The sequence below is a fragment of the Amycolatopsis sp. WAC 01416 genome (assembly GCF_003947485.1).
Lineage (GTDB): Bacteria > Actinomycetota > Actinomycetes > Mycobacteriales > Pseudonocardiaceae > Amycolatopsis.
Window position 1 is genome coordinate 147,860 of sequence record NZ_QHHX01000012.1, and the last position, 15,171, is coordinate 163,030.

The 15,171-nt window shown below is 68.3% G+C and carries 14 protein-coding genes and 1 pseudogene; 8 read left to right on the plus strand and 7 right to left on the minus strand.

Annotated elements, in window-relative coordinates; translation table 11 throughout:
• Positions 1-172 precede the first annotated feature (172 nt).
• Both DL990_RS35405 and DL990_RS35410 read right to left on the minus strand, forming a co-directional pair.
• Positions 173-1,870 carry a hypothetical protein gene (locus tag DL990_RS35405; protein ID WP_125782138.1) on the minus strand — a complete coding sequence of 566 codons (1,698 nt, stop codon included), beginning with the start codon at positions 1,868-1,870 and terminating at the stop codon, positions 173-175.
• 144 nt (positions 1,871-2,014) lie between these two features.
• Entirely contained in the window at positions 2,015-2,227 is a 213-nt protein-coding gene (locus DL990_RS35410; RefSeq protein ID WP_125782136.1) for a PspC domain-containing protein, read from the minus strand.
• Positions 2,228-2,356: 129 nt separating this feature from the next.
• On the opposite strand from DL990_RS35410, the gene DL990_RS42245 reads away from it, so the two are divergent.
• The 6 genes and pseudogenes from DL990_RS42245 (at position 2,357) to DL990_RS35430 (ending at position 5,589) form a co-directional block, all read left to right on the plus strand.
• The gene (locus DL990_RS42245) at positions 2,357-2,485 is read left to right on the plus strand and encodes a hypothetical protein (protein ID WP_255431416.1); all 129 of its coding nucleotides are present in this window, start codon (positions 2,357-2,359) and stop codon (positions 2,483-2,485) included.
• Positions 2,486-2,503: 18 nt separating this feature from the next.
• Positions 2,504-2,632 (plus strand): annotated as a pseudogene (locus DL990_RS42250) (nucleotidyltransferase); the annotation flags it as partial.
• A gap of 64 nt (positions 2,633-2,696) precedes the next feature.
• Positions 2,697-3,038, plus strand: coding sequence for a nucleotidyltransferase domain-containing protein (locus DL990_RS42255; RefSeq protein WP_255431417.1), 342 nt, complete (start codon positions 2,697-2,699; stop codon positions 3,036-3,038).
• The gene (locus DL990_RS35420) at positions 3,038-3,832 is read left to right on the plus strand and encodes a transporter substrate-binding domain-containing protein (RefSeq protein WP_125801312.1); all 795 of its coding nucleotides are present in this window, start codon (positions 3,038-3,040) and stop codon (positions 3,830-3,832) included. The genes DL990_RS42255 and DL990_RS35420 overlap by 1 nt, the downstream gene beginning before the upstream one ends.
• A 79-nt stretch (positions 3,833-3,911) precedes the next feature.
• On the plus strand, positions 3,912-4,523 hold the full coding sequence (locus tag DL990_RS35425) for a hypothetical protein (RefSeq protein ID WP_125801313.1): 612 nt from the start codon (positions 3,912-3,914) through the stop codon (positions 4,521-4,523).
• A gap of 157 nt (positions 4,524-4,680) precedes the next feature.
• Positions 4,681-5,589, plus strand: coding sequence for a M23 family metallopeptidase (locus DL990_RS35430; protein WP_233620671.1), 909 nt, complete (start codon positions 4,681-4,683; stop codon positions 5,587-5,589).
• Between the two features lie 76 nt (positions 5,590-5,665).
• Here DL990_RS35430 and DL990_RS35435 read toward each other — a convergent pair whose 3' ends face one another.
• On the minus strand, positions 5,666-6,604 hold the full coding sequence (locus DL990_RS35435) for an o-succinylbenzoate synthase (RefSeq protein WP_125801314.1): 939 nt from the start codon (positions 6,602-6,604) through the stop codon (positions 5,666-5,668).
• 57 nt (positions 6,605-6,661) lie between these two features.
• Between DL990_RS35435 and DL990_RS35440 the strand changes: the two genes are divergently transcribed.
• Positions 6,662-9,484, plus strand: a complete 2,823-nt coding sequence (locus DL990_RS35440; protein ID WP_125801315.1) for a BTAD domain-containing putative transcriptional regulator — start codon at positions 6,662-6,664, stop codon at positions 9,482-9,484.
• Between the two features lie 114 nt (positions 9,485-9,598).
• Here the strand turns inward: DL990_RS35440 and DL990_RS35445 are convergent, their stop codons facing one another.
• The 3 genes from DL990_RS35445 to DL990_RS35455 all read right to left on the minus strand — a co-directional run bounded on the left by DL990_RS35445 (position 9,599) and on the right by DL990_RS35455 (position 13,299).
• The gene (locus tag DL990_RS35445) at positions 9,599-10,414 is read right to left on the minus strand and encodes a DUF72 domain-containing protein (protein WP_125801316.1); all 816 of its coding nucleotides are present in this window, start codon (positions 10,412-10,414) and stop codon (positions 9,599-9,601) included.
• A 52-nt stretch (positions 10,415-10,466) separates the two neighbouring features.
• The gene (locus DL990_RS35450) at positions 10,467-11,222 is read right to left on the minus strand and encodes a DUF4253 domain-containing protein (RefSeq protein ID WP_125782124.1); all 756 of its coding nucleotides are present in this window, start codon (positions 11,220-11,222) and stop codon (positions 10,467-10,469) included.
• Positions 11,223-11,652: 430 nt separating this feature from the next.
• A complete protein-coding gene (locus tag DL990_RS35455; protein WP_125782122.1) occupies positions 11,653-13,299 on the minus strand; it encodes a DNA repair helicase XPB in 1,647 nt (548 codons plus the stop codon).
• An 86-nt stretch (positions 13,300-13,385) separates the two neighbouring features.
• On the opposite strand from DL990_RS35455, the gene DL990_RS35460 reads away from it, so the two are divergent.
• Positions 13,386-14,021, plus strand: a complete 636-nt coding sequence (locus DL990_RS35460) for a hypothetical protein (RefSeq protein WP_125782120.1) — start codon at positions 13,386-13,388, stop codon at positions 14,019-14,021.
• Positions 14,022-14,159: 138 nt separating this feature from the next.
• Here DL990_RS35460 and DL990_RS35465 read toward each other — a convergent pair whose 3' ends face one another.
• On the minus strand, positions 14,160-15,119 hold the full coding sequence (locus DL990_RS35465; protein ID WP_125782118.1) for an ABC transporter substrate-binding protein: 960 nt from the start codon (positions 15,117-15,119) through the stop codon (positions 14,160-14,162).
• Positions 15,120-15,171: the final 52 nt, after the last annotated feature.

Genomic DNA, 15,171 nt, shown 5'->3' on the forward strand with positions numbered 1-15,171 from the left:
CCATCCTTGCGCCTAGGTACAGGACATGTACTTCAGGCAGCACGCGAGAAGCGCCGCTGGTCACGCAGTAGGTACCTAAGAAGGGCTCGCCTGAACCCGAATCGCTACTCACGACGGAGCGACCGCGCACCGGCAGTACGTGCCGAAGGTGCCCGTAAGGGACCCGTGGGCCCTACCGTTGCCCGTCCACCACGTACTTGCCGCCTTGCTGACGGCGGTCCTTCTCGTACGGGTCGATGGAGTTCGGCTCCGAAGTCTTCCTCGGCTCGAGGCCCGTCCGGTCGGTTTTGCCCGCCTCCTTGGCCGCGCCTTCCGTTTCCACGGTCTCGGGATTGGGGTCGATCTTCCCCCGGTCCTTGTTGGCGCTTTCCCAGTCGGCGAACAGTTTCTTGAGGTCGTCGGAAAGCTCGCCGTCCGTTTTCGCGTAGGCTTCGGCCGCCTTCCTGAGCTGTTCACCGGCGAGGATGAAGCGAGCACAGCTCGTCCTCATGAACTGTTCGACGGCGTCGCGGATCTCCAAGGTCGTGTCGTCGCCCGTGCACGTCTGCTCGTCACGGCCCGCGAGGTGCCGGTCGGCGATATCCGCCCCGGCGAGGATCCGCAATTGTGCCGAATAGCCTTCGGCCGCTTCGAAGCAGGTTTGCGCCACCCGCAGGAGGAAGTGGACCTCGACCCTGATCCCCTTGTACTTCGCGCGGTCGGTCTGGTTCGGCAGCGTGTTCGCGGTGAGGTCGTAGAGTTCGAGGTTGTAGCTGTGCACCCCGGCCATCGCCTTTTGCAGCGCCAGCACATCCCCGCCGAAGTCGTCTTCGAGGCCGCTCAACGCGTTGTGTTCGTCCTGGATCGAGGTGGTGAGCTTCTGCAGGATGTCCTGGAGGGACATGGCGTCCTGCTCGACGGTGTGGCTCTTGAGGGCCGCGCCGACGAAACCGGCCAAGGTGAGGACGGCGCCGGCCGGGCCGAGGACCTTCCCGCCCGCCTCGTTGACGGTGCTCACGACCTTGCTGAGCTTCGCCCCCGCGGCCAGCAGATTGCTCACGATCCCGTGGATCGCCTGCGCTCGATCGAGCTTCTCCAGGATCGCGTCCGCGGTGGAGATCGTGAGAGTGACCTTTTCGTCCAGTTTCTTGGTGGCCCAGTTGAGTCGTTTGATGATGTTGAGCCGGGTCACCTGGATCGTGGTCGCGCGCGTGGAGTACAGGGTGGACAGGCTGGCGAGGATGAGTGCCTGGTTAAGGATGGTCGGCGCGATCGAGGCGAAGAATCCGGCTTTGAAGGCCTTGGCGGCGAGCCCGGTCCACTCGATGAACCATTCCTCGTTCGCGCTGGTCGTACCGTCCAGCCACTCGACGTTCCGGACGACCTCGCCCTGCCCGAGCAGTTCGGTCACCCGCCCGTTCTTGTCCTGGAAACCGAGGTTGCCCGCGACGTTGAGGAACGTGTTGTGGGCGGTCTCCAGCTTCGTGAGATCAGGCCCTTCCAGCTGCGGGACGAACTTGGCGACTTCCTGCCGCCGGTTCCAGGCCAGCCGCTCGATCTGTGCCAGATTCCGTTCGACATGGCATTCCACGTACTTCTGGGTCTGCGGATTCCAGCCCTGGCAGTGGACGTCCTTGTAATGGCCGAGCATGCCGTCCATGACCCAGGTCAGGTATCCGCAGATGTCGTCGGAGCCTGCCAGGTGACCGTACGATTCGGCGGGCCACTGCCAGGCCCATGGCTCCGCCGAGCACGGCACGGTGGTCGAGAGGTTCGTCATGGCGTCGACGGCGTCTTCCATCCAGCGTTTGGTGAGCGCCTTGAGGAGGTCGTCCAGCGCTCCGTCGAGCATCCTCTTGTACTCGCTGAGGGTCAGATACTTGCCGGCCATGGAGGCCCCCGCTTCCCGCTCCCTGTGACAAAGTCATGGGGAGTGTAACGGCGAAGGCGCGATCGCGCGGCCGAACCGGAGGAAAAGCGAAAAGCCCGGACATCCCCCTGTCCGGGCTCTTCACCTCGTCCCCTTGCCCCTCGCTCAGGATTCGCCGGGCTGTTCCGGAGTCAGTAACCACGCGGCGGCGTAGACCGGGATCGCGAATCCGGCGGTGAAGAAGACGCCCGCCACTAGGGCGATGCGCAGGATCGCCGCGTCGACGCCGAGGTAGGCGGCCCAGCCGCCGGCGACGCCCGCGAGCATCTTGTCGGTACGGCTGCGGTAGAGCTTCTTGGTGGCCACGCTGTTCGTCATGGCTCCATGGTCGCCCCGGGACGACCCCCGGCACATCGGGGAACGGCCCCGACCCGACCCTGGAATCCGACCCTGAGGGGCGCGAAAACCGGATGCTCCCGGGGTATCCGCGCGAGTACAACTTGCCGGGTGAAACACGACAGCCCCGAATTCGCCGCCATCGCCGAGCAGGGCACGATCCTGCGCTGCCAGGTCGGGTCCGGGCTGCACGGCACCGCCGTGCTCGGCCAGGACGACCGGGACGAACTCGGCATCTGAATCGAGCCGCCGGACCACGTGATCGGCCTGAAGCGGTTCGAGCAGTACATCTTCCGCACGCAGCCCGAAGGCGTCCGGTCCGGTCCCGGCGACCTGGACCTGATCGTCTACTCGCTGCGTAAGTGGCTGCGCCTCGCGGTCAGCGGGAACCCGACCGTCCTGTTGCCGTTGTTCGTGCCCGAGAACGAGATCGTGCGCACAGCGCGAGCGGATGCTGGGACTGCGGGGCAAGCCGGGGCGGCCGGAGCTGATCGAGAAGTACGGCTTCGACACGAAGTTCGCCATGCACATGGTGCGCCTCGGCGTGCAGGGTGTGGAGCTGCTGGAGACCGGACGGATCACGCTGCCGGTCCCCGAACCGTGGCTGAGCTGGCTCCGTGAGCTGAGGCAGGGCAAGAAAACCCGCGAGGAAGCACTGGAGGCGGCCGAGTCCCTCGAACGCCGTCTCGACGAGCTCGTGCGCGTGGCGTCGCCGTTGCCGGCGGAACCGGACACCGGCTGGGTCGACGATTGGCTGGTGCGGACCTACCTCAGGGCATGGAAGATGCCTTGATGACGATCAAGGCGAAAGCGCTCATCTTCGGGGTCGCGGTGCTCACCGTGCTGGGAATCGGCACGGCAGGCGCCGCGCCCGAAGGCCATGGCGCGCAAAGCAGGCTCGACGTCGTGCAGGCCCGCGGCGAGCTCCGCGTGTGTTCGACGGGGGACTACCGCCCGTTCACCTATCGCGACGCCGCGGGCTCGTGGAGCGGGATCGACATCGACCTCGCGGGCGACCTCGCGAAGCGGCTCGGCGTCCGGCTCCAACTGGTTCAGACCACGTGGAAGGCAATCGCCGACGACGTCGGGCGGAAATGCGACCTGGCGATGGGTGGCGTGTCGGTGACCTTGGACCGCGCGAAGAAGGGCTTCTACACCGTTCCCTATCTTCGGGACGGCAAGACACCGATCACCTTGTGCGAGAACGAAAAGCGGTTCCAGACCGTGGAGCAGATCGATCAGCCGGGCGTCCGCGTCATCGTGAACCCCGGCGGCACCAACGAACAGTTCGCCGACGCGAACCTCGAACGCGCGACCATCGTGCGCCATCCGGACAACAACACCATCTTCGCCGAGATCCTCGCCGGTCGCGCGGATCTGATGATCACCGACGCGACGGAAACCCGTTGGCAGGCGAAGCAGGATCCGCGGCTGTGCGCGGTGCATCCCGACCGGCCGTTCACCTTCTCCGAGAAGGCGTACCTGCTGCCGCGCGACGTCGTGTTCAAGGAGTGGGCCGACCAGTGGCTGCACCTCGCGCTGAACGACGGCACCTATGCGCGCATCGCGAAACCCTGGCTCGGCTGAAACCGGTTTGAACCACTTCCGTTACCCATCCGTATCCCTGGATGTGGGTGAGGAGGACTCAGACCGGAGGAAGACATCGATGATGAACAGCGCCGGGAAACACCGCAAGCGTGCGACGATCGGCATCGCGTCCGTTCTCGGGGTGGCCGCCATCGCCGCGGTGATGTTCGCGGTCAGCACTCCGGACGGGCAAGCCGCGGAAAGCTGTCAGGGACTGGACACCGCTCTCCAAAGCAACCTCGATTTCATCGCGGGCCAGCAGGCGGATCCGGACGCCGTCTCCGCGGCGCGGATCGCGAACCGGCAGGCCGTCGTCGACCTCATCCAGCAACGCCGCGAAGCCGCGGGTTGCACCGAAGAGGTATTGGCGGACGGCGGCGAACAAGCGCAGAACCCGGCCGCCGAGCAGGACGCCGGGATGGAAGAAGCAGTGGCGGGTGAAGGCGAAGTCGTTTGCCCTGGTTCCACGGTGACGCTGTCCGGCGAGGCCAGCGCGCCCGCCGCGTCCAGCAGCGAGTTCCCGCCGGGCACCAAGCTGAAAGTGACGAACCTGGACAACGACAAGTCCACGACCGTCGAGGTCACGGGCGTTTCCGGCAGTTGCGCGCTGCTGAACAACGCGGCCTTCGAACAGGTCCGCGAACCCGGGAAGTTCCTGATCCGCCGGGCCACCATCGAGCGGGTCGGCTGAGACACCCGCACCGGAACGGGGAAGACGCGGACGGATCCGGTGCGGAGGCGGCGCGAGTCCTCCTGGTCCCCTCGGCCAGGAGGGCTCGTGGTCGTTTGTATCTCGCTTGTACGCCCTTTCGGGACGCTTCTCACGAAGCGCCGAGAAAGGACATCCGATGAGATTCAGACGAGTGGTCACGGCGGCCGCCACCGCCTTGCTTGGCATGGCCGGGCTGGCGATCACCGCGACGTCGGCCGAGGCCGCCGTCGGACCGCGCCCCAACTTCCAGCTCCCGTTCCCCTGCAACCAGGTGTGGAACGGCGACAACGACAACAGCAGCGCGCACCGGGCCTACGAAATCGACTTCAACCGCGGCAGTTCGGCGGGGGCGGACCTCGGCGACACCGTGGTCGCGGCCGCGGCGGGCAAGGTCGTCATCTCGGCGCACCAGGGTTCGGAGAACGGCTTCGGCAACCTGGTGAAGATCGACCACGGCGGAGGATGGTCGACCTACTACGCGCATCTGAAGGTCCGTTCGGTCGCGCTGAACGCGCAGGTCGCGCAGGGGCAGAAGATCGGCGAGGTGGGCAACACCTCCAAGCCGGGCAACAACATCAGCCCCCACCTGCACTACGAAGTCCGCACCAACGACTCGTCGTGGCCGAGCAACATCAAGCCCGCGTACTTCAACGGTGTGAAGTTCGGCTACCCCAACGCCAACGTCACCTCCAAGAACACCTGCAGCGGCAACGGGAACCCCAACCCGTACGACGCCGTCGAGGTGTGCGGCGACGGTTACAAGGTCATCGACTCGCAGGCACTCGGCAGCGCGGCGACGACGTACCTGCTGTACAACGGCACGAACAAGAACAACTGCGTCACGACCATCAAGTCCACCTCGGTCGGCACGGGCAGCGCGGTTTCGGCCTTCCTCGAAGTGGAGGGTTCGGCGCGCAAGAGTGATTCCGGCAGCTTCGAGTACTACGCGGGTCCGGTGAGCGCGGCCGCCGGTGCGAAGTGCGTCAGGTGGGGCGGCTCGGCCGGGTCGGCCAGCTACGAGTCCCCGCTGGAGCACTGCGGCTGACCGAGCCTTCCCGGTCCGGCAGCGTGAGATGAAGGACGCTTTCATTGCAAAATTTGCAATGAAAGCGTCCTTCATCTCATCTGAGGTGGGCGCGGACGCGGGTGAACCGGGCTTCCCATGCCGCGCGGACCTCCGGGGCGGCGGCATGCGCGGCGAACAGGTCCGGGGCGGGAGCCTGGAGCGGCACCGGCAGACGTCCGTCCACAGGGGACAGTGAAGCGCCGCAGACGTCCCCGGTCAGCAGGGACATCGTGCCCAGACCGCAGGCGAAGTCCAAAGTGGGCAGTGCGCCCGCGAGCGCCAGCCCGGCGGCGAGCCCGACGCTCGTCTCGACGGCGGAGGACACCACGCACGGCAGGCCGCAGGCTTCGGCGACCTCCAGCGCGCGCCGGACCCCGCCCAGCGGCGCGACCTTCAGCACGGCGATGTCGGCCGCGCCCGCCACGGCCACCTTGAGCGGGTCTTCGGCCCGGCGGATCGATTCGTCCGCGGCGATCCGCACGCCGACGCGGCGCCGGACGTCCGCCAGTTCTTCGATCGACGGGCACGGCTGCTCGACGTATTCGAGCCCGCCCGCCGCTCGGTCCAGTTCACCGATGGCCTTGACCGCGGTGTCCACGTCCCAGGCCATGTTCGCGTCGACGCGAACCGCGCCCCTCGGACCCAGCGCTGCCCGCACCGCCTCCACCCGGGCGCAGTCCTCGGCGAGGCTCACCCGCGGGTCGGCGACCTTCACCTTCGCCGTTCGGCAGCCCGACGCGGACACGAGTTCGTACGCCTGCTCCGCCGGCACCACCGGGACGGTCGCGTTCACCTCGACGCTCTCCCGCACCGGCGACGGCCATCCGCGTTCGCTCGCCTCCAGCGCGGAGGCGAGCCACGGCGCGCTTTCGGCGTCGGAGTAGTCGGAGAACGGGCAGAACTCGCCCCAGCCCGCGTCGCCGCGGATCAGCAGTCCTTCACGGACGGTGATGCCGCGGAACCGTGTGCGCAGGGGGATCGCGTAGACGTCCATCGACACCGATCATGCCACCGTTGGAATCATGTGCCGATTCACGCGATAACGGACAGAATGAGCGACGTGGCACTCGACTTTCGCGTGCTGGGGCCCACCGAGGTCACGGCCGACGGGCTGCCGGTTCCGTTGGGTGGCAGCAGGCCGCTCATCGTGCTGGCAGGCCTGTTGCTGCGCGCGAACACGGTGGTGACGGTCGAGGAACTGGGCCGCTGGCTGTGGCCGGACGACCGGCGGCGGTCCAAAGGAGCCCTGCAGACCTACATCCTGCGGGTCCGTCGCGCGCTCGGCGACGAGGTCACCATCCGCACCGAACGCGGCGGTTACCTGCTCGAACTTGACGAAAGCCTGCTCGACCTCGCCCGCTTCCGCGCGCTCGCCGCGGAGGGAGCGCGGGCCGCGGGAGACGGCGATCCGCGCCGCGCCGCGGACCGGTTCGCCGCCGCGCTGGCCGAATGGCGCGGCCCGGCGCTGCAGAACGTCCACTCCGAAGCGCTGCTTCGGGACGAAGCCGACCAGCTAGGCGAAGAGCGGCTACGCGTCCGCGAGCAGTGGGCCGACGCGCTCATCGCCCTCGGCGATCACGCCGCGGTCGTCCCCGAGTTGACCAGGTTGTGCCGCGAAAACCCGCTGCGGGAGCGGCTGCACGAGCAGCTGATGATCGCGCTCTACCGCTCCGGCAGACAGGCCGAGGCACTGAACGTCTACCGCCGGATCGGCGCGGTGCTGGCCGAAGAACTCGGCCTGGATCCCGGCGCGTCACTGCGGCGGGCGCACCACGCGATCCTGACCGGCGAAGAGTCCGGCGAGACCACATTGGACTCCGAGCTGACGCGGTACCGGCTCGGCTCCGAACCGCTGATCCCGCGTCAGCTGCCCGCGGATCTGCGGGTGTTCTCCGGTCGGCAGCGCGACCTCAAGGCACTGCACGAACTCGTCCCGGAAGCGCTGGACACCGAGCGGTCGACGTCCATCGCGTCGATCGAGGGGATGGGCGGCATCGGCAAGACGACCCTCGCCATCCACTTCGCGCACGAGGTCGGCGATCGCTTCCCCGGCGGACAGGTGTACCTCAACCTGCGTGGATACGGTCCCGGCGAGCCGGTCGAAGCCGCCGCAGCGCTCGAAACCATGCTCGTCTCCGTCGGTGTCCCCGCCGACCGGATCCCGGCCGGCGCCGACGGTCGCGCGGCCACCTGGCGCACCCACAGCGCGGGCCGCCGGATGCTCATCCTGCTCGACAACGCCGCGAGCACCGAACAGATCCGGCCGCTGCTGCCCGGCCCCGGCTGTCTGGTGCTGGTGACCAGCCGCTGGCAGTTGCAGGCGCTCGTGGCGACCCACGGCGCGCGTCGCGTCGCGCTGGGGGAGCTGCCGCACGAGGACGCGATCGCCCTCGTCGCTTCGACGATCGGGCTGGACAGGGTCACCGAAGACCCCGAGGCCACCGAACGGTTCGTCCGGTACTGCGGCGGGTTGCCGCTGGCCATCCGGATCCTCGCCGTGCGGGCGGCGCAGTTCCCGGACCTCCCGCTGCGGGAGTTCGTCCGGCTGCTCGAAGCCGAACAGGACAGGCTGGGCTCGTTCGACCTCGCCGACGGCGACGAGACGAACATCCGGGCCGTCTTCTCGTACTCGTACCGGGCGCTCGACGAACGAGCCGCGCGGATGCTGCGGCTCCTCGGCCTGCCCACCGGCGGCGACTTCAGCGGGGCCGCGGCCGCGGCGGTGGCCGGGGTCGACATCGCGGAAGCGCACGAGGATCTGGCGAAACTGGCCTCCGCGCACCTGATCGCGCGGTCCCGGCCCGGCCGGTACCAGTTCCACGACCTCATCCGCGCGTACGCGGCCGAACTCTCGGCGGAACTCGACGGACCCGAGGCGCGGAAGGGCGTGCTGGACAGGCTGCTCCACGCGTCGCTCGCTTCGGCGCTGAACGCGTCGCGGCTTTTGCGTTCGGACCGGCACTACCGGCTCGTCGAACCGGAGCGCTTCGACGGCGCCGGACTGAAGTTCGGGCACTACGAACAGGCGCTCGACTGGTTCGACGAGGAGGCGGGCAACCTCATCGCCGCGGTGAACGTCGCGTACCGGGAGCGGCGGTACCGGGAGTGCTGGCAGCTGGCGTGGCTGCTGCAGTCGTACTTCATCGTGCGGTCCCGGCTGGAGGACTGGCGTTCGGTGTTCGGCGTGGCGCTCCGCGCCGCCCGTGACATGGGGGACCGCTCCGGTGAGGCCGCCATCCTCAGCGGACTCGGAGTGGCCTGTGGGGTCGCCCGCCAATACGAAGACAGCATCGCCTACCTGGAGCAGGTCGTCGAACTGCAGCGGCAGGTCGGCGACCGGCAAGGCGAGGCGCGGGCCCTCTACAACCTCACGCTGGCCAGCCAGGACCCCGACACGGCCTGGGAATACGGGACGCGCGCGTTACGGCTCATCCGGGAGAGCAACGTCGGCGCCGGCATGGAGGCCAGCGCGCTGCAGGCCCTCGGCGACATCTGCGCCCAGGCGGGCCGCTTCGAGCAGTCCCTCGGTTTCGCCGATCAGGCCTTGGCGCTGGAGGCGCACGCGCTCCCCGACGAAGCCCGCTTCACCCTGCACACCAAGGGCATCGCGCTCGTCGGGCTCGGCCGTGGCGACGAGGGCATCGCCTGTATGCGGCAGGCCGTCGAGATGTTCTTCGCCCACGGCGAGCTCTACGAGGCGGCCGACGTGCTGGCGCAGCTCGGCGGAATCCATCTGCGGCGCGGTGATCCCCCGGCGGCACGTGAATGCTGGCTGCGCTCGGTCCGGGTGCTGACCGAACTGTCGCATCCGGACGCCGAGGACGTCCGCACGAAGCTGGCCTCGCTCGTGAGCGACGCGGTCAAGGCGGAGTGAGGCACGGGCGACCGGCGTGCCGACCCCCAGTCGCAGCACGCGAGTACGCCCGTGACCTCAGGCCCTACCTAACAGGACACCGCTCACTGCGCGCTGACTGTGCAGCGTGCGCGGTCAAGCCAGGAGTTCCGCGAGGGCGATCGCGTTCTTCGGCGCCTCGACCTTGACGTCGTTGTCGAAGTAGACGTACGTGTCGCGGCTCCAGCCCTTGATCTTCCGGGCCCACTGCTTCAAGGCCTTGTCGCTGTACCCGCTGACGTACAGTTCCTCGTCGCCGTGCAGGCGGACGTACGCGAACTCGTCGCTCGTCATCTCGTCGACGAACGGGAACTTGCCCGCGGTGTCGGCGACCACGAGCGCGATGCCGTGTTTCCGGAACAGTGCGAGGCTTTCGGGCTCGGCGAAGCTCGGATGCCGTACTTCGACGGCGTGCCGGAGCTTCCGGCGCGGCTTCGGATCGGTGTGCGGTCCGGCCTTCAGCTTGTCGTCGTGCTTGTGCGCGAGCTCGGCGGCGGCGTGACTGGTGCGCGGCAACAGCTCGAAGAACCCCTCGACCCGCTCGGCGTCGAACGTCAGCCGCGGTGGCAACTGCCAGAGGAACGGACCCAGTTTCCGGCCGAGCGCCAGCACGCCGGACGCGAAGAAGTTCGCCAGTGGCGTCTCGACGTCACGCAGCTGCTTCATATGCGTGATGAAGCGGCCGCCCTTGACGGCGAAGACGAAGTCGTCCGGTGTCTGCTCGGCCCACGCCCGGTACCGCTCGGGACGTTGCAGCGAGTAGAACGAGCCGTTGATCTCCGCCGAGTTCATCCGGGACGACAGGTATTCCAGCTCGCGCCGCTGCACCAGGCCGCGAGGGTAGAAGTCCCCGCGCCACGGTGGGTAGCGCCAGCCCGAAGTGCCGATCCTGAGCTCCGCGACGTCGATCACCGCCTTCCCGCGTTGCCCTGATTCCCCCTCTCCCGCGCGCGCAAACGCGCCCTCACGCCCACGAGAACCGCCACCTGCGGGTCTGGACCAGACTGGAAGCGAATTCGCGCAGATTGCCCGGCTGACCGGCGAACGCGGGCAGGCAGAACGAACGGTGCTCGGCGGCGACCGTGAGCGCGCGGCCCTGGGTGCGCGGCGGCGCGGCCACCGACAGCTCCATCGAATCGAAGCCCAGCACCGTGAGCGTCGCGCCGAACCGGTCTTCCCAGCTGCGCAGGACCGCGGACAGCTCATGGACCTGATCGGTCGCCTTGATCATGCCCGTCCAGCCGAGGATCGCCGGGATGTCGGCGGGCCGCTCGGTCTGCACCAGCGCCAGCCGATGCTGCCCGCGCGCGGCGAGGATCGAACCGGTGTTGCCCGCCTCGGCCAGCGGATCCGCCCGGCGCGACGGACGGCGGGCCAGCCCTGGGAACTTCGCGCCGAACGGGCGCAGGCAGGCGCCGTCGCAGCACGACGTGTCCCACCAGCGGGCCAGCACCTCCGCCGGATCCACCGAGGAGATCCGGTGATCGGCGGGAGCGAGCCTGCCGCGGTCGTCGATCCAGTCCTCGCCGTTGGCCGCGAAACGCTGGTCGTGCGGGATCAGCACCGGCCACAGCCCGGAGCGGTCGAACTCCGCGACGCAGCCGGTGTAGCGCTCCGGCCTGGCCAAAGGCAGATCCGAAACCCAGATCCGGCCGTGCCACCGGCCGGGCGGCAGGGTCTGGACGGGCGGCGTACCCGGGCGGAACGGTGCGATCGTCATCGGCTTCCCCTCGAACTGGTGTTCGGTCAACTCTACCCGAACACTAGTTCGAAGCACCGACAGTTTTCGATACCCCGTTTGCGGGATGTCGCGGGTGCCGCCTCATGAGTCACTGGTGTCACAGTGGCCACGGAAGGAGTGTCCACAGTGGACATTCGCATGGTCGGCAGCGCCACAAGCGGCGCGTGAAGGACCCCTTTCCTCGGCTCAGCCGAGGAAACTCGACCTTCACACCTTCCGGCGCTCCATGCGAGCAATCGTGGTCAGGCGGGCTGGATTCTGGTTGTGGTCGACCGTGGAGGCCGTTCCGTGAAGGCCTCCTTACCTACCCTGAAGGTAGTGAAGGAGGCCTTCACGGACTTCGAGGCCGCCGGGAGCGAAGCGATAGCAAAGGTCCCTTGCTCTCTTTTCGCGGGCCAGGCCCGGGTCCCTACATGGGGCGCAGCAGGTCGTCCGCGTCCACGATCCGGTACGCGTAGCCCTGTTCGGCCAGGAATCGCTGCCGGTGCGCCGCGTACTCCGTGTCGACGGTGTCCCGCGAGACGACCGAGTAGAAGTGCGCCTGCCGTCCGTCGCCCTTGGGCCGCAGGAGCCGTCCGAGCCGCTGGGCCTCTTCCTGCCGCGAGCCGAACGTCCCGGAGATCTGGATCGCGACCGAGGCCTCCGGCAGGTCGATCGAGAAGTTCGCGACCTTCGAAACGACCAGCGTCCTGATCTCACCGCGCCGGAACGCGTCGAACAGTTCCTCGCGTTCTTTGTTCCGGGTCGCGCCCTGGATCACCGGCGCGTCGAGTTCGTCGCCGATCATCTCCAGCTGGTCGAGGTAGGCCCCGATGACCAGTGTCGGCTCGCCAGGATGCCGGTCGACCAGCGATTTGATCACCTTGGTCTTGGTGTCCGCGGTCGCCGCCAGTTTGTACCGCTCCTCGGCCTCGGCGGTCGCGTAGGCGAGCCTCTCGGCGTCCGTCAGGGTCACCCGGACTTCGGTGCATTCCGCCGGCGCGATCCAGCCCTGCGCCTCGATGTCGCGCCAGGGGACGTCATATCGCTTCGGGCCGATCAAGGAGAACACGTCGCCTTCGCGCCCGTCTTCGCGCACCAGGGTCGCTGTCAGCCCGAGCCGCCGCCGCGATTGGAGGTCCGCGGTCATCCGGAACACCGGCGCGGGCAGCAGGTGGACCTCGTCGTAGACCACCAGGCCCCAGTCCCGCGAGTCGAACAGGTCCAGGTGCCGGTACTCGCCCTTGGTCTTACGCGTGACCACCTGGTACGTCGCGATGGTGACCGGCCGGATCTCCTTCTTCTCCCCGGAGTATTCGCCGATCTCCTCCTCGGTGAGCGAGGTGCGCGCGATCAGCTCCCGCTTCCACTGCCGTCCGGCGACGGTGTTCGTCACCAGGATCAGCGTGGTCGCCTTCGCGTGCGCCATGGCCGCGGCGCCGACCAGCGTCTTGCCCGCGCCACAGGGCAGCACGACGACGCCGGACCCGCCCGCCCAGAACGCCTCGGCGGCCTTGCGCTGGTAGTCGCGCAGCTCCCAGTCGACCTCGGCCAGTTCGATCGGGTGCGCCTCGCCGTCGACGTAGCCCGCCAGGTCCTCCGCGGGCCAGCCGACCTTCAGCAGCGCCTGCTTCAGCCGTCCGCGTTCGGACGGGTGCACGATGACGGTGTCCTCGTCGATGCGCGCGCCCAGCATCGGGCTGATCTTCTTGTGCCGGAGGATCTCCTCCAGCACCGCGCGGTCGATGGTCGACATGACCAGGCCGTGCGCCGGGTGGTTGGCGATCTGCAACCGGCCGAACCGGCCCATCGTGTCGACGATGTCGATGAGCAGCGGCTGGGGCACGGGGAACCGTGAGTAGGACGTCAGCGCGTCGACGACCTGTTCGGCGTCGTGGCCGGCCGCACGGGCGTTCCACAACGCCAGCGGCGTGATCCGGTAGGTGTGGACGTGCTCGGGCGCGCGTTCCAGTTCGGCGAACGGCGCGATGGCGATCCGCGCGTCGTCGGCCTGGCTGTTGTCGACCTCGAGGAGCACGGTCTTGTCGGATTGGACGATCAGCGGGCCATCGGTCACATCGTCCTTTATACGTTCCGGCCACACCGGCTCCCGTCGCGGCACCGCTGGTGGAAGGATGTGCGTCAGGTGAGGAGGAGGGGACCTTGACGACAACACCGACCGGCGGCCCGCCCGAGTACGACCCGTTCAACGCGCCCGCGCCGCTGCCTCCGATGCCGGAGGTGGGACCGCCGACACCGTTCCCGAAGCCGCGACCGCTGAGTGTGCCTGCCAAGGTTTCGATCGTGCTCGGCGTCGTCGCCGCGCTGGGCCTGGGGAGCCTGGCCGCCTGGGGGATTTCGCAGTCGAGCAGGTACGCCAAGGTCGAGGCGGGCAAATGCCTGTACCTGACCGACGAGGCGGGCGGCAACCAGAGCTACACGACCGCCAGCTGCACGTCGAGCCGTGCGACCTTTCGCGTCGACGAGGTGCGCACGGGCTCGTCCGACTGCCGCGATTCCGACTACATCCAGTTCGAGCTGTACGGGAGTTCGTCGAGCAAGAAGGCCCAAAAGACGCTCTGCCTGGCGCTGAACGTCGAGACCGGGGACTGCCTGCGCGACGTCGTTCACGAGACGCGGATCGCGAAGGTGCGCTGCACGGACATCAGCGCGGAGGCGCGGGCAGTCGTGACGCGGGGGTCGTCGGAGAGCGCCTGTTCGTCGGACGACACGGCGCTGCACTACACCGGGCCGCCTGAGCGCACAGTGTGTTTGCGGCCGACCGGGGAGAACATCTAGAGACGCGGTCTTGATCGGGTTTCCAAGCCAGGCCTGGGCGCGCCCAATGTGGCATCGGAGACGCTCAGCGTCCCCAATGCCACATTGGGCGCGCCGAATGAGCCATTGGCACCAGCGGGACTGGCGCCGGGCATCGGCTCAAGGCCGCGGCACCAGCGCCTGCACGTCGAGCCGGGCGCCGATCATGCCCGAGTTGTGCATCAGATCGGCGACGCGTTGCAGCCGGATGCCGTTGAGGGAGACCGGGTAGGTCCCGAGCGAGATCAGCGAAGCCGTGGTGCGGTCGATGTCGGAGAACGTCGGCAGCGCGTCGCGGACGACGGCGGAGTCGGCCGCTCGCACCTGCGCTTCGCCGAGCACCTTCCGGAACACCGCGAGCGTGCGGGCGTTGCCCTGGCCGAAGGCCCCTGACGAGACGTAGGCCGACATCGGGAAGTCCAGGGTCGCGCCGCGGGCGCCGTCGGCGAGGATGCTCGCCCCGAGTTCCTTCTCGGCCCTGGTGATGTACGGCTCCACCATCCACGCGGCGTCGACTTCGCCCGCCTGCAACGCCTGCGGCATCCGGTCGAACGGGTGCTGTTCGAACTGGATCCTGGTGACGTCGATGCCCGCGGTCCCGAAGACCGAGCGGGCGGCCAGCACGCCGATGTCGTCGAGCATGTTCACCGCGATCTTCGGTGACTTCTTGAGCGTCGGCTCGGTGTAGTCGGAGCCGGGGAGTGTGACGAGCGCCATGGTGTTGCGGCCGGCGGTGTAGGCCTCGCCCTGGAGTTGCAGTGGTGTCCCGGCCGCGGCGGCGCGGAAGATCGAGACGTCGCTGGCGAACGCGATGTCGACTTCGCCCGCGGCGAGCTTGCCGATCGCCTGGTCGCCGGGAACGTCGACGAGGGTGACGGAAAGGCCCGCGGCGGTGAACTTCCCTTCGGCGACGGCGACCCGCAGGGGTGCCGTGTCGATGGGGCTTCCGACGCCGACGCGTAGTTCCGTCCGTTCGAGTGGCGCGTCGGTGCTTGCGTCACCACCTGAAAACACTCCGCAACCGGCGGTCGCCAGCAGGGCCGCTACCAGCGGAATCGCCAAGACGCGCATCTTCGTCACCGCTCACCTACCGAGAGAATGTGCTCCTCCTTCTGGATCGTATGGTCCGTGC

Bases quoted from the DNA above. Each gene is read 5' to 3' on its own strand.
- DL990_RS35405 (WP_125782138.1), bottom strand. From the start codon at position 1,870: ATGGCCGGCAAGTATCTGACCCTCAGCGAGTACAAGAGGATGCTCGAC.
- DL990_RS35410 (WP_125782136.1), bottom strand. From the start codon at position 2,227: ATGACGAACAGCGTGGCCACCAAGAAGCTCTACCGCAGCCGTACCGAC.
- DL990_RS42255 (WP_255431417.1), top strand. From the start codon at position 2,697: ATGCTGGGACTGCGGGGCAAGCCGGGGCGGCCGGAGCTGATCGAGAAG.
- DL990_RS35420 (WP_125801312.1), top strand. From the start codon at position 3,038: ATGACGATCAAGGCGAAAGCGCTCATCTTCGGGGTCGCGGTGCTCACC.
- DL990_RS35425 (WP_125801313.1), top strand. From the start codon at position 3,912: ATGATGAACAGCGCCGGGAAACACCGCAAGCGTGCGACGATCGGCATC.
- DL990_RS35430 (WP_233620671.1), top strand. From the start codon at position 4,681: ATGAGATTCAGACGAGTGGTCACGGCGGCCGCCACCGCCTTGCTTGGC.
- DL990_RS35435 (WP_125801314.1), bottom strand. From the start codon at position 6,604: ATGGACGTCTACGCGATCCCCCTGCGCACACGGTTCCGCGGCATCACC.
- DL990_RS35440 (WP_125801315.1), top strand. From the start codon at position 6,662: ATGAGCGACGTGGCACTCGACTTTCGCGTGCTGGGGCCCACCGAGGTC.
- DL990_RS35450 (WP_125782124.1), bottom strand. From the start codon at position 11,222: ATGACGATCGCACCGTTCCGCCCGGGTACGCCGCCCGTCCAGACCCTG.